The organism is Pseudomonas sp. XS1P51, assembly GCF_054897845.1.
Genome location: NZ_CM142707.1, coordinates 2,267,851 through 2,290,193 on the forward strand (window position 1 = coordinate 2,267,851; position 22,343 = coordinate 2,290,193).

General features: G+C 59.6%; 20 protein-coding genes and 3 pseudogenes. 16 read left to right on the plus strand and 7 right to left on the minus strand.

Annotation, left to right across the window (positions count from 1 at the left end; all coding sequences use genetic code 11):
- Position 1: 1 nt before the first annotated feature.
- The 5 genes from ACYZUD_RS10355 to ACYZUD_RS10375 all read right to left on the minus strand — a co-directional run bounded on the left by ACYZUD_RS10355 (position 2) and on the right by ACYZUD_RS10375 (position 5,952).
- The gene (locus ACYZUD_RS10355) at positions 2–502 is read right to left on the minus strand and encodes a flavin reductase (RefSeq protein WP_462025020.1); all 501 of its coding nucleotides are present in this window, start codon (positions 500–502) and stop codon (positions 2–4) included.
- An 8-nt stretch (positions 503–510) separates the two neighbouring features.
- Positions 511–2,265, minus strand: a complete 1,755-nt coding sequence (locus tag ACYZUD_RS10360) for an ABC transporter permease subunit (protein ID WP_462023907.1) — start codon at positions 2,263–2,265, stop codon at positions 511–513.
- A gap of 48 nt (positions 2,266–2,313) precedes the next feature.
- Entirely contained in the window at positions 2,314–3,645 is a 1,332-nt protein-coding gene (locus ACYZUD_RS10365; protein WP_462023908.1) for an LLM class flavin-dependent oxidoreductase, read from the minus strand.
- A 41-nt stretch (positions 3,646–3,686) separates the two neighbouring features.
- On the minus strand, positions 3,687–4,757 hold the full coding sequence (locus tag ACYZUD_RS10370; RefSeq protein WP_462023909.1) for an extracellular solute-binding protein: 1,071 nt from the start codon (positions 4,755–4,757) through the stop codon (positions 3,687–3,689).
- Between the two features lie 76 nt (positions 4,758–4,833).
- Positions 4,834–5,952 carry an ABC transporter ATP-binding protein gene (locus tag ACYZUD_RS10375; RefSeq protein ID WP_462023910.1) on the minus strand — a complete coding sequence of 373 codons (1,119 nt, stop codon included), beginning with the start codon at positions 5,950–5,952 and terminating at the stop codon, positions 4,834–4,836.
- Positions 5,953–6,323: 371 nt separating this feature from the next.
- Here ACYZUD_RS10375 and ACYZUD_RS10380 point away from each other — a divergent pair, with 371 nt between their 5' ends.
- Positions 6,324–6,998 carry a DUF1028 domain-containing protein gene (locus ACYZUD_RS10380; protein WP_462023911.1) on the plus strand — a complete coding sequence of 225 codons (675 nt, stop codon included), beginning with the start codon at positions 6,324–6,326 and terminating at the stop codon, positions 6,996–6,998.
- 94 nt (positions 6,999–7,092) lie between these two features.
- Here ACYZUD_RS10380 and ACYZUD_RS10385 read toward each other — a convergent pair whose 3' ends face one another.
- Entirely contained in the window at positions 7,093–8,019 is a 927-nt protein-coding gene (locus ACYZUD_RS10385) for a LysR family transcriptional regulator (RefSeq protein ID WP_462023912.1), read from the minus strand.
- Between the two features lie 878 nt (positions 8,020–8,897).
- Here ACYZUD_RS10385 and ACYZUD_RS10390 point away from each other — a divergent pair.
- The 12 genes from ACYZUD_RS10390 to rutF all read left to right on the plus strand — a co-directional run bounded on the left by ACYZUD_RS10390 (position 8,898) and on the right by rutF (position 19,580).
- Entirely contained in the window at positions 8,898–9,800 is a 903-nt protein-coding gene (locus tag ACYZUD_RS10390; RefSeq protein ID WP_462023913.1) for a LysR family transcriptional regulator, read from the plus strand.
- 140 nt (positions 9,801–9,940) lie between these two features.
- Positions 9,941–10,753: an alpha/beta fold hydrolase gene (locus ACYZUD_RS10395; protein WP_462023914.1), complete on the plus strand. Its 813-nt coding sequence runs from the start codon at positions 9,941–9,943 to the stop codon at positions 10,751–10,753.
- A gap of 15 nt (positions 10,754–10,768) precedes the next feature.
- Positions 10,769–11,887 carry an LLM class flavin-dependent oxidoreductase gene (locus ACYZUD_RS10400; protein WP_462023915.1) on the plus strand — a complete coding sequence of 373 codons (1,119 nt, stop codon included), beginning with the start codon at positions 10,769–10,771 and terminating at the stop codon, positions 11,885–11,887.
- Positions 11,887–12,282 (plus strand): RidA family protein, encoded by a 396-nt coding sequence (locus ACYZUD_RS10405; protein WP_462023916.1) that lies wholly within the window; start codon positions 11,887–11,889, stop codon positions 12,280–12,282. Before ACYZUD_RS10400 ends, ACYZUD_RS10405 begins: the two co-directional genes overlap by 1 nt.
- A 60-nt stretch (positions 12,283–12,342) precedes the next feature.
- Complete coding sequence (locus ACYZUD_RS10410; RefSeq protein ID WP_462023917.1) at positions 12,343–13,305, plus strand: BMP family protein; 963 nt, start codon at positions 12,343–12,345, stop codon at positions 13,303–13,305.
- A gap of 5 nt (positions 13,306–13,310) precedes the next feature.
- Complete coding sequence (locus ACYZUD_RS10415) at positions 13,311–14,819, plus strand: ABC transporter ATP-binding protein (protein ID WP_462023918.1); 1,509 nt, start codon at positions 13,311–13,313, stop codon at positions 14,817–14,819.
- On the plus strand, positions 14,812–15,897 hold the full coding sequence (locus tag ACYZUD_RS10420) for an ABC transporter permease (protein ID WP_462023919.1): 1,086 nt from the start codon (positions 14,812–14,814) through the stop codon (positions 15,895–15,897). Before ACYZUD_RS10415 ends, ACYZUD_RS10420 begins: the two co-directional genes overlap by 8 nt.
- Positions 15,879–16,820, plus strand: coding sequence for an ABC transporter permease (locus tag ACYZUD_RS10425; RefSeq protein WP_462023920.1), 942 nt, complete (start codon positions 15,879–15,881; stop codon positions 16,818–16,820). Before ACYZUD_RS10420 ends, ACYZUD_RS10425 begins: the two co-directional genes overlap by 19 nt.
- Positions 16,821–16,879: 59 nt before the next feature.
- Entirely contained in the window at positions 16,880–17,281 is a 402-nt protein-coding gene (locus ACYZUD_RS10430) for a Rid family hydrolase (protein WP_462023921.1), read from the plus strand.
- A 78-nt stretch (positions 17,282–17,359) separates the two neighbouring features.
- Entirely contained in the window at positions 17,360–18,367 is a 1,008-nt protein-coding gene (locus tag ACYZUD_RS10435) for an aldo/keto reductase (RefSeq protein WP_462023922.1), read from the plus strand.
- A 56-nt stretch (positions 18,368–18,423) separates the two neighbouring features.
- Positions 18,424–19,014, plus strand: a complete 591-nt coding sequence (locus tag ACYZUD_RS10440; RefSeq protein ID WP_462025021.1) for a malonic semialdehyde reductase — start codon at positions 18,424–18,426, stop codon at positions 19,012–19,014.
- Positions 19,015–19,040: 26 nt separating this feature from the next.
- Entirely contained in the window at positions 19,041–19,580 is a 540-nt protein-coding gene (gene rutF / locus ACYZUD_RS10445; protein ID WP_462023923.1) for an NADH-dependent FMN reductase RutF, read from the plus strand.
- On the opposite strand, the pseudogene ACYZUD_RS10450 reads toward rutF, so the two are convergent.
- Positions 19,566–19,823: pseudogene (locus tag ACYZUD_RS10450) on the minus strand (transposase); the annotation flags it as partial. The gene rutF and the pseudogene ACYZUD_RS10450 overlap by 15 nt on opposite strands.
- Before the next feature lie 272 nt (positions 19,824–20,095).
- Here ACYZUD_RS10450 and ACYZUD_RS10455 point away from each other — a divergent pair.
- The 3 genes and pseudogenes from ACYZUD_RS10455 to ACYZUD_RS10465 all read left to right on the plus strand — a co-directional run bounded on the left by ACYZUD_RS10455 (position 20,096) and on the right by ACYZUD_RS10465 (position 22,303).
- A pseudogene (locus ACYZUD_RS10455) lies at positions 20,096–21,054 on the plus strand (ArdC family protein).
- A gap of 219 nt (positions 21,055–21,273) precedes the next feature.
- Positions 21,274–21,613: pseudogene (locus ACYZUD_RS10460) on the plus strand (integrase arm-type DNA-binding domain-containing protein); the annotation flags it as partial.
- Between the two features lie 189 nt (positions 21,614–21,802).
- Positions 21,803–22,303, plus strand: a complete 501-nt coding sequence (locus tag ACYZUD_RS10465) for an RNA polymerase sigma factor (protein WP_462023924.1) — start codon at positions 21,803–21,805, stop codon at positions 22,301–22,303.
- The last annotated feature ends 40 nt before the right edge of the window (positions 22,304–22,343 follow it).

Below are 22,343 nucleotides of genomic sequence, written 5' to 3' on the forward strand. Positions count from 1 at the left end.
ATCAAAAGCGATTTAAAACCGAATGGTAACTGCGGTCCACGTACAACAGCACAGGCGATTCGGGCTCACTGAGAATCGCCACCGCCTCGCAGATCAGCACGTCATGGGTGCCGATCTGCATGACATCGACGATGCGGCAATCGAAGTTGGCGATCGCGCCATGCAGCACCGGGGCGCCAGTCTGCAAGGTGGTCCAGGTGCCATGGCCGAAGCGCTCGGCCATCGGCGTCTTGCCGCCGAAAGCCTGGGACAGCGCTTGTTGCGACGAGGCCAGGGTGTTGACGCACAACACGCCGTTTTCCACCACGGCCGCGTACGCCGAAGCGTTTCGGTTCAGGCACACCAGCAGCGTGGGCGGCGTGTCGGTGACGCTGCACACGGCGGTCGCGGTGAAGCCGGTGGCGCCTGCCGATCCCTCACTGGTAACGACATGCACGGCAGAGCCTAGCCGGGCCATGGCGTCACGGAAGGTGGCAATGGCCAGTTGAGGATTCTCGATCATTTGTGCGGTCACGATGCACTCACCTGATGATCTGCGGGACGGAAATATTCCATGAGGGAAAACAGGGCACAGACGATCAACAGCACCACCACCGAAGCGGCGGCCAGGGTCGGTGTGACCTGAAGCAGAATGTCATCCCACATCTGTTTGGGCAGCGTGGTCTTGAGCCCGCCCCCAATGAACATGGCGACGGTCAGTTCTTCGAACGACTGCAAAAAGGCGGTGACCAGCCCGGCGAACATACCGCCCTTGATCAGCGGCAACGTGATCTTGATGAACACCCGCCACGGTGCGGCGCCCAGCGTCGCAGCAGCCTGATCGAGGCGCCAGTCATAATGTTTGAACGTGGCCAGCAACACCACAAAGGCCATCGGCAAGGCGATCACGCTGTGACCGATGATGATCCCGAGGTTGGTGGCCACCAGCGACATGTGCGCGAACAGGTAGAACAGCGACACGGAAATCACGATAGGCGGAACAATCATCGGTGTCATGAACAGCAAGAACGCCAGACCACCCAGCCGACTCCTGCTGCGGGCCAGACCGAATGCCGCCATGGTCGCCAGCAGCAATGTGATCAACGCGGTGGCGACACCGATACCGAATGAGCGAACGGTTGCGCCCACCCACAACGGTGACTGCAGGTATTGGCCGAACCATTTGAAACTCAGGCTGGTCGGCGGAAACGACAGGAAGTTCGATCCGGTGAATGCCATCGGAATGAATGCCAGGATCGGCACGATCAACACGGCAATGATCAGCCATGCATAGCTCGACAACATCCAGTCAGCGCTGCGTACGCCGAACACACGCGTGTAACCCCGCGCCAGCGCATCGCACAAGTCGCCCATCGCACAGCCGATCCCCAGACCGACGCGCCGCATCAAGCCATTGCCTTGGCGCCGGTCACTGGAGGCGCCAGACAAGGTCGACAGGCCGAAGGTACGGTCGTAGATAAAACAGGTGACCAGCGCGGCCAGAACCAGCATGACCGCAATGGCTGCCCCCATCTGCCAGTTCTGCAACTGGTTGATCTGCACGATGATCAGTTGGCTGAGCATTGTGTCCTTCGCCCCGCCCAACAAGGTCGGCGCGATGAAAAAGCCCAGCGCAGAAATGAATACCAACAGCCCGGCCGCCGCCACGCCAGGCATCGAAAGTGGCAGGTAAATCCGCCAGAACTGCTGTACAGCGCTGGCGCCCAGGGTATCGGCGGCCTGGGTCAACTGACGCTCTATCTGGTTCATGATCGGCAGCATGACCACCACCGCCAGGGGCAACATGGTGTGCACCATGGAAAACACCACCGTCGAGCGCTGGAACAGGAGCTCGGCAGGCGTGAAGCCCATAGAGGTCAGCAGATCGTTGATGACCCCGTTACGACCGAGGAACACCAGCCAGGCAAAGTTTTTCACCAGTGCGCTGGTCCAGAAAGGCAACAGCACGAAAAGCGCCGCCATGCGTTGCCGACGCGGACTCAACCGGGCCAGCCAGTAGGCCAGTGGATACCCCGCGAAAATGCACCACAGGGTGGTTTGCAACGCGACGACGAAGGTTGAACTCAAGGTACGGGTGTAAACGCCCCCGGCAAACACTTTGCTGAACGCCGCCAGGGTCCACGCACCTGTGCGTGGATCCTGGAGGCTGACAATCAGCAACTGGAACGATGGATAAAGTAGAAATGCCGCGAGGAACATCACGCCCGGCACCACCAGCCAAAGCGCACTCAGAGACACCCCTCGCGTGCGCGTCGGACTGGACATAACAGTGTGTATCGCTAGCTCAGCCATGGCAGCACTCTCCGGATCAGGTCACGCGTGTCGGTTGGCAGGCCGCGCCAGGCCCAGATGATCACGCAGGGTTTTTCCGGTGTACTCGCTCTTCATCAGCCCGCGTTGCTGGAGCAGCGGCACGACCTTCTCGACGAAGTCCTGCATGCCACCGGGCATGGTGTGGAAAATCATCATGAAGCCATCGGCGGCGCCAGCATCGAGCCATTCCTGCATGTGGTCGGCCACTTGCACAGCCGTACCGCGAAAGGTCACGTTGCCCCGCTCGTAGCGCATGCACATTTCGCGCAGGGTCAATTTCTCGACCCGGATCATGTTGACGATGTAATCGAAATAGGCGCGATGGAAATTGGAGGACGCAGGTATCCGCTCTTCCGGAATCGGCTCATCGAGGGGCAGGTCTGACAGATCAGTTTCAAGATCCTGCGCCAGACGCATGCGCCCGACATCCGGGTGGATCATGCTCTGCAGATGCTGATATTTGGCTTCTGCTTCTTCAGCGGTATCGCCAATGACCACCGACAACCCGGTCAGAATTTTCAGCTCGTCAGGCGAGCGCCCGAACTTCACTACCCTGCCCTTGAGGTCGTCGTAGAAGGCCTTGCCCTTTTCCACCGTCGGGTCAGAAGCGAACACGACCTCCGCCGTTTTGGCCGCGAAATCCTTGCCGGTTTCTGAAGCACCCGCCTGAATGATTACCGGCTTTCCCTGCGGCACACGGGCGATATTGAGCGCGCCGTGTACGGTGAAATACTTGCCGTCGTGATCGACCGGATGCTGTTTTTCCGGAAGGAAATTCAAGCCATTGGCCTTGTCATTGACGAAGGCGTCGTCCTCCCAGGTGTCCCACAGCGCGCCCACTACCTCCATGAACTCATTGGCTTTGTCGTAGCGTTCGGCGTGAGGCGGAAGCTTGTCCAGGCCAAAGTTACGCGCCGCGTAATCGTTGGCGCTGGTGACCACGTTCCACGCTGCGCGGCCATGACTAAGGTGATCGAGCGACGCGAACTGGCGTGCCAGATTGTAAGGTTCCATGAAGCTGGTGGAGGCCGTAGCGCCAAGGCCGATGTGGCGGGTGGCAACCGCCAGCGCCGACAGCAAGGTAATCGGTTCGAACACGTTCATGAACATAGGGAAACGCTTCCACGCGTACAGGTTATCGGTACGTGCAGCGGGCGTATCGGCAATGAAGAAGATGTCGAAACATCCCCGCTCGGCTAACTGGGCCATGGCGATGAAGTGCTCGATGCTGGTGGAGGCGTCGTCCGCCGTGCCGGTCTGCATCCAGGAAGCCGGGTGTGCGCCAGTGCCTTGAACCAGAGTGGCCAAGGCCATGTGTCGGGTGCTGCTCATGTGCAGGATCCTCAATTGATGGACATTGGTAACCGTCGGACTCAACCCAGCATCCATTCCTGGAAGCGCTCGGTGACGGCGTCGTAATTGCTGCCCCACCACACCGAATCCAGCTCGGTCAGGTGCTTGAAGTTTTCCGGTGCGCTCGGTAAGGCACTGGCTCTCTCGGCGGAGATGAACTCGAATGCGCGCTTGTTGCTCGGGCCGTTGGTGGTCAGCGACGAATACACCGCCTGCTGCTCTGGACGCATGCAGAACTCGACGAACTTGCGCGCCAGATCCAGTTTCGGAGTGCCTATCGGAATAGACCAGCCATCCACCGAGTACAGGCCCTCCCACAGCATATTCAGTGGCGCGCCGGAAGCGATGGCGGCATAACCACGAGCGGACCAGGTATCGGAGATATCCACCTCGCCGTTTTGCAGGGTCTGGGTATTCTGTGCACCGGCCGACCACCAGACAGCGACGTCGCCGCGAATCTGGTCGAGCTTTTTGAACGCCCGATCCACATCCAGTGGGTAAAGGTCCTTGCCAGCGACGCCGTCAGCGAGCAACGCCAGTTCTAGTACCCCCCACGGACTTTTGTACAGGCCGCGCCGACCCGGGAATTTCTTGGTGTCCCAGTAATCCGCCCAACTGGCAGGATGCGCGCCGGCGAACTTTTCCTTGTTGTAAGCCATGACGATGCCGAACACAGAGAAGCCCAGCCAGTTGTTGGTGAGCATGCCCGGCAGCACGTCCTGGCCTTTGGCGAACGGAATGTTCAGGTCTGCGAGGTAGTTTTTCGGCTGGGTGAGACGCGCTACGTGGTCCTGGGTGACCATGCTGACGTCCCAGATGTAAGTCTTTGCATCGACCAGCAATTTGAACTGGGTCACCGGATCGGAGTCGTGCGCAACGCCGATCACCTTGATTCCGGTCTCTTTCTCGAACGGCTCATAGAACGCCGTGCGAATCGCAGGTGCCACTGCCCCACCGACATCCGAAACGGTGATCGTCTCGGCACCAAAGGCACGACTGCCAGTCCACAAGCTCGGCACTGCCATTGCAGCAGTGACGACACCGGCCCCCTTGATCACATTGCGTCGCGAAATATTCTTGGCATCTGACATCACTGCGTCCCCGAATTGATTGGCTTTCGAATGATTTGGCAGGCGGGTAAAGCAAATGCGTGCTGCGCAGACAGCATCACGCCGAAAGAAAACGGGATTGATGCGCTTGCCACTCGAGGCCGACCACACTGCCGATGGCCATGGGCGCCTGACCGGAAAGGCGGCGCACGGTCATCAGGTTTCCCGACGCCAGTCGCAGCACGACGCGGGTCTCAACGCCCGCATAGACCGAGTCGACCACCTGGCCTTGCAACATCCCCTGATCTGCCGGGACCACGTTCAAGTGCTCCGGACGAATGATCAGCGCGCCGAGCTTTTCTGGCTGACAGCCGTGCCCTTTTGGCAGCGCAATGATCGCGTCGGCCGTCAGCAGCCGATCGCCCTGCATGACCGCGCCCTCGATCACATTGGAGATACCGATGAATCGCGCGACCGCAACCGTGCGTGGCCGCTCGTACATGGTCTGCGGATCGTCGATCTGTTCGATGCAACCGTTGTGCATCATGCAAATCCGGTCAGACAGCGCCAGCGCTTCATCCTGGTCATGGGTCACGAAAATGATCGTTGAACCGGTCTCCCGGTGCAGCCGCTTGATCTCCATCTGCATGGTTTCGCGCAGCTTGCGATCCAGCGCGGAAAGCGGTTCATCCATCAGGATCAACGAAGGTTTGTAGATAAAGCAGCGCGCCAGGGCCACCCGTTGCTGCTGACCGCCGGACAGTTCACGCGGAAAGCGCTCCTGCATCGCTTCCAGTCCGACCATGGCCAGCGCCTCGCTGATTTGCAGCCGGCTTTCAGCGCGAGAAATGCCGCGCATTTCCAGGGCAAACCCGATGTTCTGGGCCACCGTCAGGTGGGGGAACAGCGCATAGTTCTGGAACACCACACCGATGTCCCGTTGATGGGCCGGCGCGTGCGTCTGGTCTCGATCGTCAATGATGATCCGGCCGCTGCTGGGCGCGACCAGACCGCTGATGATCTGCAACAGCGTGGTCTTGCCCGAGCCCGAAGCACCCAGTAGTGTCAGCAATTCTCCGCTGCGAACTTCCAGATCGAGCGCGTGCAGGGCGTCGATGCTCCCATAACGCTTGCCCAGGCTTTGCACTCGAAGTTTAACCGGCGCGCCCTCCGCGTTCAGGTTCTGCGCCCGGTCTTGATCCGGCGATGTGGCTGGTAGCTTGGTCAGCGTGCTCAATATGATCTCCCCCCGCGAGTCGCCTTAGAAGAGCCAGACTCTGGCCTGAGCGTGTGTGCATGTCGTTAGGTGTGTCGATAGATCTGCAAGTCAAGTGCTAGCGTGTGCCGCGAATCAGGTGGTGGCCTCCAGGGTTGCCGGACCGTTGCATTCTGTTGGGGTCCAGGGGATAGCGAAACGATGTTTTTTATCGTTCGAAGGCAGGAAAAAACTAGGCTCTGTCCAGGCGACGCAGACCTCGTTCAATGCGAGGCTAAGCACTTCTCGATGCGGGGCTCAGCACCTTTCGGATTATCGAGCAGCACAAAAACTCGTTTCGCCTCCGACCCGACCCGACCCGGTCACTTCCCTCCGAACAGGAAGCACACACCATGACGTTCTCCATCATCGGGCGCTGCGTCGAAACCGGAGAGCTGGGCATCGCCATCAGCTCCTCCAGTATCGCCGTCGGCGCACGTTGCCCATGGCTGCAGCCCGGTGTGGGCGCGGTCTCGACGCAGAACATCACCCTTCCCGCGCTAGGTCCGCAGGTGCTCGGGCACATGGAGCACGGCCTGTCTCCGGAGCAGGCTCTGGACAAGGCGCTGACCAGCAATGGCTACAGCCAATACCGGCAGTTGACGGCCATTGATCATCTGGGACGGACTGCGCATTTCAGCGGCAGTCAAACCCTGGGCACGCACCACACGCTGGCCGGCGAGCAGTGCGTCGGCGCAGGCAACATGCTGGCGGACGTTTCGGTGATCGAGGCGTTGGTGCAAACGTTTGAAACCAGCGGTGGGCAACTGGCTGATCGCTTGCTGGCAGCGATGCAAGCCGCTGTGGCGGCGGGTGGCGAAGCGGGTCCTGTTCATTCAGCCGCGTTGGTGGTGGTGGGCGAATTGATCTGGCCGATCATCGACCTGCGTGTCGATTGGGCGCAAGAAGACCCCATCGGTGAGCTCACCAAAATGTGGACGGCTTACCGCCCGCAAATGCAGGACTACATTGTCCGTGCCCTCGACCCTACCAATGCGCCCAGCTATGGCGTGCCCGGCGATGAATGAAGCGTTTCAAGCTTCAAACTGGCTTCTGGCTTCTGGCTTCTGGCTTCTGGCTTTTGCCTTGCAGCTTGTAGCTTGCAGCTTGTAGCTTGTAGCTTCACGCTTCCGCCAGGACATTCATCTTGGGTGCCAATACCTGACGGCAATGATCGACGAACAACTGGGCCGGTTTGGTCAATTGCGCACGGCGCAGCCAGGCCGCCGAAAGCCCTGAGCCGGTCACCTTTTCGGCCAGCGGCACGCACACCAGCCTATGCCCGTCGTAGGTGTATTCGGAGTGTGGCCGGGTGACCAGGATGGAAAACCCGAACCCACAGCCCACCATGCCGCGAACCATCTCGATGGAGGGCGAGCTGAACTGAATATTCGGGGTCAATCCGCGCTCCTGGAAAATGCTCACAAAGTAGGTACGGCTCGGTTGCACATCGAGTAGCACCATGGGCTCGAGCACCAGATCATTCAGCGACACTTTCGCCTGATGGGCAAAACGGTGCCCTTCCGGCAACAGAGCGTACGGTTGTTGAGGCGCCATCAACGGGGCTGTGTCGATGGTGCTGTCCAGGTCGTGCTCATAGAGCATCGCCAGGTCAATACTTCCGGAAGTGAGTGCTTGAACCAGCTCTTGTTGCTCGCCGTCGCGGATGCGGATTTCCACCCCGGGCCAGCGTTCGCGAAAACCGGCAATCAGGCGCGGCAGATACAGCGGCGCCACGGTTTCGAAGCAGCCGATATCGATCTGCCCGGCAACGACGTCGTTGTCGGCCAAAGCGTTCTGTTCGAACTCGTGCGCCACTCGCAATAATTCCTGCGCCTTGCGATAGAAGCGCGCGCCGCCAGGGGTCAAGGAGACGCCTTGGGCATGGTGGCGGATGAACAGCTGGACGCCGAAACTCTCTTCCAGATGCTTGACCGCAGTCGAGACCGAAGGCTGGGCGATATACAGTTTGCGCGATGCCTCGGCCACACTGCCGCATTCGACAGTGGTCACGAAGTATTTCAATTGCCGAAGATTGTAGGCAGCCATTGTCACCTCGAAGTTGGTGAGTGACCGCATCAAAATAGGGCGCACGACCTCGACCGTGGTCGTGAGCGGGCGCAGCCAGGTGGTGAGTGCCCCGTTTCGTCTGGCCTGACGCTCGATGCAGGTTCATGACTACCAGCCCCTTCAAGAAGCGGGCCGCTTTGGCAAGCGACTCGGTTCTCATCGCTTTCCTGTGTGGACGTTGACGAACCAAGCTGCGAGATTCCCTTTCCTCTCCATAGGCCCGCCAACAAATCATGTCTACTTGCTACTCCATTCAAATCACGCCGAAGGGACCATTACCGACCTTCTATTGCATTGCTGAACATCTATAGGGAGCAGGATGCAGCAATTTTCCATGGAGGCGGGGGGTGTAGATATCCGCCGATCACTAACAGCTGAGCGTAGTGAGTCCACGTGAGGTGTTGCCATAATCCAATCGCCGTTGTGGAAGTAACGGCCCGATACCATGGGCAGCGAAAGAGCCGGTTTTCGACCAGATGACACCTCACATTCGCGGATGGGCAGGTGTGTGAATGCAGCCAGGTGCAGCCTAGTGACGTCCCATCAAAATGTACCTGTTGAGAGCTTAATGCATCCCGCTCCTCCCAACGACGACAGTCGAGCGCGATGTCATCCGGCCCAACTCCAGAGGCCATCAGACTGACAGCTAGCAACCCCAAGGCACACCTTGTGCATAGTCCTTGGTGCTGAGTCTCTCAGTACCCGGCCAAGGACCTTCGGCCGCGGTCTCATTCGACACCTTGGGTGACACACTGCTCTGCCTGATCAAGGCAAGGCACCGAATCCGTTCGTCTCGCCTGTTGACCAGATCACAACGGCAGATACATCTGCTTCCCAAGGCCGGTCTGGAGAACACCTTGAACTTCACCGCCTTCCGATACTTCAACGAAGTCGTACAATCCAAAGCGATCCGCCGCGCCGCTGACCGTCTGCACGTCACCCCTTCCGCCGTCAGCCGACAAATCGCGTTGCTGGAGCATGAGCTGGGCACACTGTTGCTCGAACGCACCAATACGGGCGTGGAACTGACCGCAGCAGGCGTCATGTTGGAGCGTTACACCCGCACGCTGTTTCGCGATCTGGAGCGCGTGCGCGAAGGCATTGCAGCATTTCGTTCGCTGGATCAGGGCGAGGTGAAAATTCATGCCATGGAAGGGGTGCTTTCGAGCTTCCTGCCAGAAACGATCGCGGCCTTCCTCCAACTGCACCCGCGCATCGACTTTCAAGTCACCACCTGCTCCAGCGATCTCATCGTCGAGGCTCTGATCCGAGACGAAACCGACATTGGCATTATCTACAACCCCGAGTTGCGCTTTGAAATCAGCGTGGTCGCCGAGCGCAAGGAGCCGGTGGTCTGCTTGGTCGCCAGGCACGATGAACTGGCCTGCGAACCCGTGGTGACCATGCAGCAGTTGTGTAAGCGACCACTTGCCCTCCCTCGCCCAAGCTTCGGTCTGCGCCAGCTGTTCGACCGGACGTCGGAAGCCCGTCAGCTCAAGCCACGCATCATCGTCGAAGCCAACAATCTGGACATTTTGCGGGCTACGGCGGTGCTCGGTGCATGTGTGACGATCGGCCCAGAAATCTCTGCGCGACGGGAGATCGATGCCGGATTGCTCAAGGCTATTCCCATCGATCTCGACGCCTTCAGAAACGTGCGCTCGGCCATCTGCGTGCACCAGGAACGGGTGCCCAGCTACGCCACCAACGCATTTCTCAAGTTTCTCAAGAGCCGCTTCCCACTGGCTGGCGAGGCATGAGGGTGTTCGAATTTGGGCAACATGGCATGCAGCAATCGCAGTTACGTGTCGCCTATTTCCCCGTGCAATAAATAGTCATCCGCGAACATCACCCACAGACATTCGCGACGAAACCGAACAGGGGACGCGAGATGCCGAGCATGTTTACCAATGGAATCCAGACCCACTACCAGATTCAGGGCAGTGGGCCAGCGCTGGTTTTCGTCTCTGGGCTTAGCGGCGCAGGCGGCTATTGGGCACCGCAAGTCGAACTGTTCGCGAAGCACTTCACGGTCGTGACCTACGATCAACGCGGCGCGGGCAAGTCCGACCACCCGGATGAGCCTTACAGTATCAAGACGCTGGCGGATGACCTCCAGGCGTTGATCGAAGGGCTGGAGCTGGATCGGCCGGTACTGATCGGGCACTCCACCGGCGGCGCGATCGGCCAACTGCTTGCCGCCCGCGAACCGCAGTTGCTGGCGGGCATGGTGCTGTACGCCAGTTGGTCGAAATCCGACGCGCATTTCAACTGGTGCTTCCGGATGCGCCGGACCCTGCTGGAAGGCACTTCGCTGGAAGAATACGTCCACGGCAGCGCCTTGTTTCTGTATCCGCCAGATCACATTCGCGCCAACGCCGAGTCGCTGTCGCCTGGCCTGCTAGCGTCTGTCGCCAACTTCCCGGCCCGGGAAATCGTGCTGCGCCGCATCGACGCGATCATGGCCCATGACGCCAGCGCACAGCTGTCGATGATCCGCATCCCGACCCTTGTGGTCTGCGCGGAGGACGACATCCTCACCCCACCCTATCAATCGCGGCTGCTGGCTGAGGCCATCGCCGGTGCCGAACTGCGCATCGTCCCCAAGGGTGGTCACAGTTTTTCGGAGACCGAAACCGCGACGTTCAACCGCATCGCCTTCGACTTTCTAGCCCGCATCGGTTTCGTGCAAACCGACGCCTCAGTCATTTGAATCAAGGAGTTCATCATGCTTGGCAACGACAGCAAAAGCGTGGAATTCGGCGTGTTCCTGCCAGTCGGCAACGGCGGCTGGATCACCTCTACCACCAGCCCGCAGCTTCCCGCAACTTACGATTACAACAAGCAAGTCACGATCCTCGCCGAAGAGCTGGGGTTTGACTTCGCCCTGTCGATGGCCAAGTGGCGCGGTTACGGCGGCCCGTCGCAACACTGGGACATCACTCTTGAAAGCATGACCACCATGGCCGGGCTTGCCGAAGCCACCAGCCGCATCGGCGTGTGGGGCACGGTTCACACGATGGTGTTTCACCCGGCAGTGGTGGCCAAGATGGCCGCAGTGCTCGATCAGATTTCCAAGGGGCGTTTCGGCCTGAACATCGTGTCCGGCTCGAACCCGACCGACCAGGGCCAGATGGGCTTGTGGAAAGACCTCGACCATTCCGAGCGCTATGAAATGGCCGAAGAGTGGCTGACCGTGCTCAAGCGGTTGTGGACCGAAGACCGCGTCGATCACAAAGGCAAGCATTACGAGCTGACCGATTGCATGTCCAACCCCAAGCCCGTCACGCCGCCGCCGATCATCTGCGCGGGGGCCTCCGACCGGGGCTTCCTGTTCACCATGCAGAACTGCACCGGCAGCTTCATGCTCGGCTCCGATCACGACGACTTCATCAAGACCGGTCTGCGTGCCAAGGAACTCGCTGTTCAGCAAGGCAAGCCGGACTTCAAGACCTACGGCCTGTTCACCATCGTCCCCGGCGCCACCGATGCCGAAGCCAGTGAGCGCGTTGTCCTGTACGACTCGGGGGTCGACACCGTCGCGCTGGACAATCAGACCCGCGAATACTCCGGCGACAAGAGCTTCAAGCAGAACACCATGGCTCAGCGTTTCGTCTCCCAGGGCGAACAACGCAATTCCATGACCCGCGCCGCCCTCGTCGGCTCGCCGGAAACCATCGGCGTCAAACTAGCGGAGATCATCAAGGGCGCGAAGCTCGATGGCGTGACCGTCATCGTTCCCGACTTCATCGATGACCTGAAGACAGTGGGCACCGAGGTTCTGGAAGTGCTCGAACTCAACGGTGTGCAGACCAACGCACGTGCCCATCAGAAGGCGCCCCGCTGATGATGACCGGTCCTTTCAATCCGACAGGCCTCAAGCGCCAGACTTACTACAACCACGCCGTCGTGCGCAGCGGCCAGCCGGTGTTCCTGACCGGCCAGGTCGCCTGGGACGCTGAGGGCAACGTGGTCGGCAAGGGCGATATCGACGCCCAGGCCGTGAAGATCTGGGAAAACATCGGGCTGGCCCTGGCCGCGTTCGGGGTCGGCCCGGAAGCGGTGGTCAAGCTCAACACTTACGCGCTGTCTCGGGAAACCATCCCGGCGTTGCATCGCGCCCGCTCAGCGTTCTTCGAGGGTTACGACCTGCCGGCGAGTACTTTTGTGGTAGTGGCCGGGCTCGCCGATCCAGACCTGCTCGCCGAGATCGATGTGACGCTCATTCTGCCGCAAGACTGAACAGATTTCTCAAGCCAGCCCCTTTGCAAACCGTCGCGGTGCGACCAGGAGTTTTTCGACATGAACGTTCATCAAGTCTTAGCGATCGCGGCCACGACCACCCTTGGCTTCGGCTCACTGGCTCACGCTGCCGACGCCCCACGCGTGGCCGCCCTGTTCACCCAGACCGTCACCCAGGGCACTTGGGACAGCGCAGGTTATGCAGGCTTCAAGGCGATGGCTGAGAAAGATGGTTTCAAACCCAGCTACCTGGAAAATACCTCCTACGAATCCGCGCCTGCCGCACTGCGGCAACTGGCCTCCGATGGCGTGAAGCTAATCATCGCGCACTCGTCGGGTTACTCGGCAGCGATCAAGGAAGTGGCGCCCTCCTACCCCAACACTCAGTTCGTGCTCTATTCCTATGAAGGCTCGACCGCCAACCTGCCCAACTATTCAGCCTGGTCGGTGGACTGGGACGAGTACGGTTTCGTGCTCGGCGCACTGGCTGCGTCGGCGAGTAAATCGGGGCACATCGCGGTGATCTCCGGCGAACCGATCCCTTCCGCTGAACGCACGATTCAGTTCATCAAGAAAGGCGCGGCGTACGTCAATCCCAAGGTTCAGGTGGATTCGGCTTACGTCGGCTCCTTCGTCGACGTCGCACGGGCCAAGGAGATCGCCACTGGCCTGATCGCCCGAGGCGCTGACTTCGTGATCCCGTCGGCCGACACCGCCGATGCAGGCATCCAGCAGGCGGCGGACGAAGAAGGCGCGCTGACCATCGGCTCCTACGGCGACCAGTCCAAGGCTTACCCCAACTCGGTGATAACGTCCACGGTGATAAACTTCGACAAATCCTACGCCGACATCGGCAAGGACTACGCCTCGGGCAAGCTCGGCAACCGTATCGTCACCGAGAGCCTGGCGTCCAACGGATGGGGCCTGGTCATGCCGTTTGCCCATGTCGATGCCAACGTGCAAGCCAAGGTTACGAAGGTCATGGACGACTTGAAGGCCGGCAAAATCAAGATCGAAGAGTGACGATCATGCCTGCCCCGGTCATTCAGCTCGATCACGTTTCCAAACGCTACCCCAATGGCTTTCTCGCCCTTGAGAACGTGTCGCTCACCCTTCATACGGGTGAGATCCACGCCCTGCTGGGAGAAAACGGGGCAGGCAAATCGACGCTCATGAACATCCTCTACGGTGTGCATGAGCCTACCGAGGGCGGCGTGCTGATGGAGGGCCGCGAGGTCATCCACCGGCGCCCTGCTGATGCCATCGCCAACGGGATCGGCATGGTGCACCAGCATTTCAAACTGGTCATGCCCTTCACGGTGACCGAGAACCTGGCCTTGGTGGCCAAAGGTGCAAGGCGTTCAGTGTTTCGTCGTCACGCCGATGCCCGCGCCTTCATGGAGCGCTACGGCGTCGATCTGGATCCGGCCGCCGTGGTCGGGCAATTGCCCCTGGCGTTGCAGCAGCGTGTCGAGATCCTCAAGGCATTGGTGAACGAGAGTCGCGTGCTGTTGCTCGACGAACCCTCGACCATCCTGACACCCGCCGAGATCGACAATCTTTACCTCACACTGCGCCACATTCGTGATCAGGGCACAGCCGTGGCGGTGGTCACTCACAACGTCGACGAAGTATTGGCCCACGCCGATCGCTACACCGTGCTCAAGCGCGGCCGTGCCAACGGCACCGGGCTCATCGCCGAAACCAATTCGGCGCAACTGGTCGAGCGTATCGTCGGGCATGCCGTGTCCAACGCCGCACGAATCGGAGGTGAACGAACGGCAGGCGCTGAACGCATGTCGCTGAGCGGCGTTTCATTACGCCCATCCAGCGGCTCACCGGGCCTGCATCAAATCGACCTGACCCTGTGTGCAGGCGAAGTGGTCGGTGTGGCGGGCGTTGAAGGCAATGGCCAGACCGAACTGTTTGACCTGTTGGCGGGGCAACGTCAGCCGGACAGCGGATCGGTCAAGCGCCGTTCTCAGGACGTCAGCGTGGCGCTGGTGCCGCAGGACCGTCATCACGAAGGCCTGTCGCTGGACCTGTCGGTATCACAGAACCTGCTTTACACGCGAATCATGCGTGGGGAATACCGCCGTGCCGGGCTGCTCGATCATCGCGCTATCGGCGAGCAGGCCAAAGTAATGATCGACGCATCCGACATTCGCACCCACTCCCACGCGACCCCTGCCCGATCTCTGTCAGGGGGCAATCAGCAAAAGATCGTCGTGGCGCGCGCCATGAACCAGGCCGCCTCGGTGGTCGTGGTTTACCAACCCACGCGAGGACTCGATGTGGCCGCAGCCGAAGCAGTACTGACGCGTCTGGCACAAGCGGCCGACACCGGCACCTGCGTAGTGATCATCTCGTCGAACATCGAAGAATTGATCCGCGTCTCGGACCGCATTCTGGTGGTCAACGGCGGGCGGATCACAGGCGAAGTCAAAGGAGCGGCCATGTCAGTCGCGGCCATCGGCCCGTTGATGACGCTCGGTCGGCAACCTCATTCAATTTCACTGGAGCCTGTCGATGCCTGAGTCCACCCCACAGATGGCGCCGCTGCGCCGATTACTGGCCAGACTCAGCGTTCCCCTTTCCCTGCGGGTTACCCTCAGCGCCTTCGCTGGCTCGCTGGTCTTAGGGCTGGGCTTGATTGCGATGCTCGGTTTTCCGGTCATGTCAGCGATGCGCGTGGCGGTGGAAGGCTCTTTCGGCGACGCACGGGCTATCGCCGACACTCTGGTGTTCATGACACCGAGGCTGCTGGTCGCACTCGGCGCTCTGGTGGCCATTCGCGGCGGCCTGTTCAATCTCGGCGGCGAAGGTCAGCTGCAAATGGGCGCCATCGGCGCGATGCTGCCCTTCCTGGCGTTCGGCGACATCGGCCCGCTGCTGTTGCCGCTTGCCATTCTCAGCGGTGCACTGTGCGGAGCGCTGTGGGGGGTTATCCCGGCGGTGCTGAAACTGTGGCGCGGTGCCGACGAAATCATCGTGACGCTGCTGATGAACTTCATCGCCATCTACTGCGTGAAGTACCTCGTTCAAGGCCCGATGCGTCCGGCGGGATCGACCTTCAACATGTCGGCACAGTTGCCGCGTGAAGGGATTTTCCTGCCGCTGATCGACGGCACCCGCCTGCATCTGGGCGTGATCCTGGCCGTGGTGATCGCCGTCGCAATCTGGGTCCTGCTGCAACACACCGCCTTTGGCCTGAAGCTGCGCGCCAGCGGCCAGAGTCCCGGGTTCGTGCGCCTGCAAGGGCAGTCGGCGGGCCGGATGATCCTGTCGAGCATGGCGCTGTCCGGTGCCATCGGTGGGCTGGCGGGCGCATTCGAAGTGCTCGGCGTGCAGTACCGCCTGATCGATGGGTTTTCTTCGGGGCTCGGTTTCGAAGGGCTGGCGGTTGCGTTCCTCGCAGGCCTTGAACCGTTCGGTGCAGTGATCGTGTCGCTGTACTTCGGCGCCATCAATAACGCAGCCCTGGCGCTGCAAAGCTCACTGTCGATCCCGGCGGCCCTGGCCGATGTACTCAGCGGCCTGCCGATCCTTCTTCTGGCCGTAATCAGCGGCGTGATGCTCACCAAAGGAAAGCCCGTATGGACCTCAACTCGGTAACGATCGCGCTGTTTCTGGCCGCTGGTGTCCGCATGAGCGTGCCGGTCTTGCTCGCCGCACTGGGAGAATTGGTGTCGGAGCGTGCGGGTGTCTTCACCATCGGTCTCGAAGGCCTGATGTTGTTCGGCGCCATGGCGTCAGCGGTAGGTCTGATGATGACCGGCTCCCCTGTCGCGGCACTGGCAATCGGCATGCTCGGCGGCATTCTCGCCGCCGCTGTGCTGGCGTTGGGCACCGTGCTGGCTCGCGCCAACCAGATCGTGATGGGCATCGGCTTCAATCTGTTCGCCATGGGTGCGACCTCACTGATCCGCCAACTGGTGTTAGTCGATGCGCCTCCGGCGGGATCGATGCGCTCGGTGACGATGATGAAGCTGCCGTGGCTGACTGACCTGCCCGTGGTGGGCCGTGCGCTGTTTTCCCAAAGCCCGGTGTTCTACGTCGCGGTGCTGCTCGCCGTCGCGCTGTGGCTAATGTTTCGCTTCACCCGGCTTGGCCTGCTGCTCCGCGCAGCCGGCGAGAATGCGTCGGCGCTCGACGCCGCCGGCCAGCCGGTCCTTGGCCTGCGTTTCGGCGCCACACTGTTCACCGGGGTGCTGGCCGGTCTGGGTGGCGCTTACCTTTGCATCATCGCCTCGGGTGGCACTTTCATCGACGACATGACCGCCGGGCGCGGTTACCTGGCGATCGCGATTGCCATCTTCGCCCGCTGGATGCCACTGCGCGCACTGCTGGTGGCCCTCGCTCTGGGCATGCTGGAAGCCCTGCAATTTCAGGGGCAGTACCTCGGCATTCAGATCGCCACGCCGTTGCTCATGGCCACCCCATTCGTGATCGCCCTCATTGCCTGGATCGTCATGGGCCGCACAGGGGCTGCACCGACCGATCTGGGCAAGCCGTTCCTGCGCGGCGCAGGACGCTGAGGAAGCGTCATCGACCGGGCCGAGATAACCCCTTTCATAACCACAATCAGGAGTCACACATGAATCAGGCAATCAACCCCGAAGGCTGGATTATCGGCAAGACCGCCACCGGCCTCAACCACCTCAACTGGGGCATCAAAGCCGGTAACCAGGTGTTTGTCGCGGGCATGCTGTCCACCGACCCGGTCGACGGCAGCCTTGTCGGCGAGGGCGATATCGAAGTGCAGACCCGCCGCGTGCTCGACAGCATCAAGGTGGTGCTGGAGTCCGCTGGCAGCAGCATGGACCACGTCACCATGAACCAGATCTTCTTGCGCAATCTGGAGGACTACCACGCCTTCAACGAGATCTACGTCACTTACTTCCCCAACCTTCTGCCAGCGCGTTTCTGCGTGAAGCTGGAAATGGTCAAGCCGGAATTCCTGGTCGAGATAGCCAGCACTGCGGTCATCCCATCCTGATCGATGCATGAGGGTCGGGCGAAACCGCGCGGCCCCTGCAACGAACTGAACCTGTGTTTGTGAGCGAGGGTGCTTTACATGCAATACAGCTATCTGGGCCGCAGTGGCCTCAAGGTTTCCGAACTGTGTCTGGGTACCATGATGTTTGGCGGCGTCACGGACGAAGCAACCTCACATCGGATCATCGCCAGCGCACGTGATAACGGGGTCAACTTTATCGACACCGCCGACATGTACAACAAAGGTGAATCGGAACGCACCGTCGGCCGCGCTATCGCCAGCGAGCGTGATCGCTGGGTGCTGGCGAGCAAGGTAGGCAACCCGATGGGCCAGGGGCCGAACCAAAACGGCATGTCGCGCAAATGGATTCGCGAAGCGGCCCACGGCTCGCTCAAGCGCCTGGGTACCGACTTCATCGACATTCTGTACATGCACAAAGCCGACTTTGACGCGCCCCTTGAAGAGATGGTACTCGCGTTCGCCGACCTGATCCGCGAAGGCAAGATCGGCTATTTCGCGGTCTCCAACTTCAAGGCCTGGCGTCTGGCGGAAACCGTGCGCCTGGCCCGTGAGGCCGGCATTGGCGGCCCGGTCGCTTCACAGCCGCTGTACAACCTGGTCAATCGCGAAGCGGAAGTCGAGATTCTGCCCGCTGCCGCTCATTACGGCGTCGGCACTGTCTGCTACAGCCCGCTGGCAAGAGGCATTCTCACCGGTAAATACCGCGAAGGCGTCATCCCCGAGGCTGACAGCCGCATCGCCCGCGCCGACCCGCGCATGCTCGAAGCCGAATGGCGTCCAGAGTCTCTGGCAGTTGCGGCGAAGCTGGTGGCCTACGCCGAACAGACCGGACGCAAATCGGCGCATCTGGCGCAGACCTGGGTCATGCGCAACGCCAAGGTGACCAGCACACTGGTCGGTCCGAGAACCTTCGAGCAGTGGGACGACGCCATCGCTGCCCTGGCCTGTCCGTGGACGAGCGAGGACGAAACCTTCTGCGATGCCCTGGTTTCCCCCGGCAAGAGTTCGACACTGGGACCGGTCGATCCGCACCACCCCATCGAAGGCCGCATCGCTCGTCTGTGACGGGCAAATTGAAAACGGGCTGTGACTATCGGCCCGTGGATTTCCAGAGGATGACCATGAAACCTGCATTGACCGACGACGCCCTGCGCGTGCTGTTCACCGAGGCTCGCACCCACAACGGCTGGACCGATGAGCCGGTGCCGGATGCGCTTTTGCAGCGTCTGTACGACCTGTTGAAGATGGCCCCGACGTCGGCGAACTGTTCACCCGGGCGCTTCGCATTCCTGCGCACAGCCGAAGCGAAGGAGCGTCTGGCACCGGCCCTTTCAAAGGGCAATCTGGAGAAGACCATGACCGCGCCGGTCACGGTCATCGCTGCTTGGGACACGACGTTCTTCGAGCATCTCCCGACGCTGTTTCCCCATGCCGATGCCAAGAGCTGGTTCACCCACAGCCCCCAGGCGGCTCACGAGACAGCCTTTCGCAATGCCTCGCTGCAAGGCGCCTATCTGATCCTGGCGGCAAGGGCACTGGGGCTTGATGCAGGCGCGTTGTCAGGGTTTGATGCAAAAAAAATCGATGAGGCGTTCTTCAGCGATTCCACCTGGACTTCAAACTTCATTATCAATCTGGGGTATGGCGACAGGACCCGGCTTCACGACCGTCTGCCCCGTCTTGCTTTCAATCAGGCCTGCAGCCTGCTTTGAACATTTCCTGAACTCGGTAACCGATCATGCACAGCACCCCCGTAGCAACCCGGAACGTCGTCGACAACGCCGATGAAGTCGTTCTCACTAAAACCGATTTCCGCAACGCCATGTCCCAACTAGGCGCTGCAGTGAACATCATCACCACGAACGGCCCGGCAGGAAGGGCGGGATTCACGGCCTCAGCGGTTTGCAGCGTGACCGACGAGCCACCAAGCCTGCTGGTCTGTCTCAACCGCAGCGCCTCAGTCTATGAGGCGTTCAAGGGGAATGCTGTGCTGTGCGTGAATGTCCTCGGCGCCGGTCATCAGGACATTTCCAATCTGTTCGGCGGCAAGACGTCGATGGATGACCGTTTTGCAGTTGGCAACTGGTCGCAAGGGCAAGCTGGGTCTCCAGTTCTGGACGATGCGATCGTGTCATTCGATTGCCGCCTGAGTCAGATCATCGAAGTGGGCACCCACGATATTCTGATTTGTGAGGTGGTATCAGTATCCACCCGTCTGGAAGGGCAGAGCCTGATCTACTTCAATCGCCAGTATCACGAGCTGCAGGCCGAAAACTGAGCAACGCAGCACCTCGTTGAACAGCCAGCGAAACAAGGAGCTGTCGCGGAAACGACCGTGCCGATTCTTGGAAAAGGTAGAGTGATTGGGGGCTTCTTCTTCGAGGCTCAAGCGGCAAAACCAGCGGTACACCAGGTTCTAATGAGCCTCTTCGCACAACCTGCGCTCGGAGCGAATACCGTAGCAGTAGCCCGCGACCAGCAGGCGAATCATCAACTCAGGATCAATCCACACAAGCCCTACGTGCTGTTCGAGGTAATCCACATTGAACCAACCGATCACTTAGACCACGCCCCGTTGCTGCAATTGAGTCTGAGCCTACTCCAAGAACCGGGTCAGCCTGCCGCCTTACTGATAGCGCTTGCAGGAGAACACCAGCGCTAAGCGCAATTGGCGGCGCCCAACGCCACATTCGGACGGCATGCAAGACCTGCATCAATCCAGCCCATCACCCAACCGGGGAACCCTCCCCGACGGGCAAGGCGTTCCTCCGTTTTTCTCTCGAGGAAAATGCCATGCGCGATATCTACCAAGACGTGACTGACAAAATCGTTGCCGCTTTGGCCCACGGCGCAGCTCCCTGGATCAAACCCTGGTCCTCCAGTGGCTCCGCTTACATCGGTCATCAACCCTACCCCATCAACGCCATCACGCGACGTCCGTATTCGGGCATCAATTTACCGCTGCTCTGGCCGAGGCCAGGTTGCAGGGGCTCACTCAAGATCGTTGGCTGACCTTCAACCAAGCCAAAAAGACCGGTGGGCACATTCGTAAGGGTGAGCACAGCACTCTGGCGGTGCTCTACAAACCGATGGAGCGCGAGGAACAGACCGAGTCAGGCCAACCCGTACTCGATGAAAACGGTCAGCCCAAGGTCGCTCACTTCGGCATTCTCAGGACGCATTTTCTGTTCAACACCGAGCAAACGGAGGGGCTCGAAATGCTCAATGAAACCCTACTCGAGACGAAACAGAGTGATCCCTTCCAGCCCAAGAGCGCCGCGGAAAATCTGCTGTTACGTTCGGGTGCACACATCGTTCATCGATCTGCCGACGAAGCCTTTTACCACCCGATCAGGGATCTCATCCAACTGCCGACAAAAGCACAATTTCACGATGAAGGCGGGTACTACGCCACGGCACTGCATGAGCTGACGCACTGGACCGGGCATCACGCTCGGTTGCAGCGCGAAGGCATGACGTCAGCCTGTCCGTTCGGCTCGCCAGGCTACGCGTTTGAGGAGTTGATCGCTGAGATGGGTGCTGCGTTTTTATGCGCCTACACCGGTATACAGGGGGAGTTGCGGCATGCGGGCTACATCGACTCCTGGCTCGGCCTGCTCAAGGCTGACAAACGCGCGATCTTTCGCGCCAGTGGTCACGCCCGAAGCGCCTCGGAGTATGTACTCAACCTGGAGCAGCAACTGAAGCGAGCGGTCTTGGACGACTCACTATGCATGAACGATGGAGCTTAATCGTTATCTCACAGTTGCAAACACTTCACAGGTCCCCAGCTCCGCCACTTCAACAAAAAAAGACGTCTACGGACGTCTTTTTTGTGAATAAAATTTAGTTAATTCAACTGCTTAAGATAAATTTTACTCCGTAGGCGAATTTCGAGTTCCGGTCGTTTTGGTATCCCCTACGGTATTCCAGCTACCCGGTGCTAATTTTTGGAATACCAAAAAAGTGGCATGGAGTACTTCTCATGTGCGCTCACCCGCTTCTCCGACCGCCGGCTCAAAGCTGTCAAACCGAAAGACAAGGATTTCGTCCTCAGCGATGGTGACGGGCTTCAGTTGCGAGTCAGGGTCAAACGCTTGCTGCAGTGGAATTTCAAATACAGGCATCCCGTAACAAAAAACCAAATCAACATGGCACTCGGCGTCTACCCGGATATTTCCCCGCGCGTAAACCAGGAAGAAAACGGTTGAGGCCGGAGAGCTGCTTGCGCAAGGCATCGATTCCAAAGCTCACCGCGATGAGCTGAGGCAAGCCAGGCTGGCGGAGACCGAACACACATTCGAGAAACTAAAAAAAATGATGGAAAGGGCCGGTTAGGATCAGCTTACTCCGGCGTAATTTGCTGCAAAAAAAATGTGAGGCATTCCTTTGCTTCCTGCAAGATCCCGATGTTCCTGTTAACGCCCCTAAAACAATAGAGAATACTTATCATTTGAGTTAAGGTGCTCAGCTGTTTATGGCGCCACAGGATGTTGGGCGATGTCTCAAGATCGCGAAAATCTATTAGCTGTGTTCATCGAGAACCGCGCAGCCCTGCAGTCTTACCTCGTCCGTCAATTTGGCAGTGTCAATTTGGCGGAAGACATCACCCAGGAAACCTGGCTAAGGGTCGCCAGTCGCAAACTGAGTCAACATATTGGCAATCCGCGTGCGTATGTATTCCGCATTGCCAAGAATCTTGGAACAGACATTCGCCGTCGCCAGGCGATGGGGATTGAGGTGCAGGCTGAACAAGAGATCGTAGAACAGGTTCCGGCACAAGGCATTGATCCGGCCAGCTCGGCCCAATTCAATAATGAGTTGCAGAGACTTGTACAAGTGGTTGCCCACCTGCCACCGCGTTGCCGTCATATTTTTATTCTCTGCCGTGTCGAAGGCCTCAACCATCAGGAGATAGCTGAACAATTGAACATCTCCAAAAGCACGGTCGTTTCACAAATGGTCAAGGCCATGCAACGAATCGAGCAGGCAATGGAATGAAGGTCTCGTTAAACTCAGTGATCATTCACTGCAGACTGAT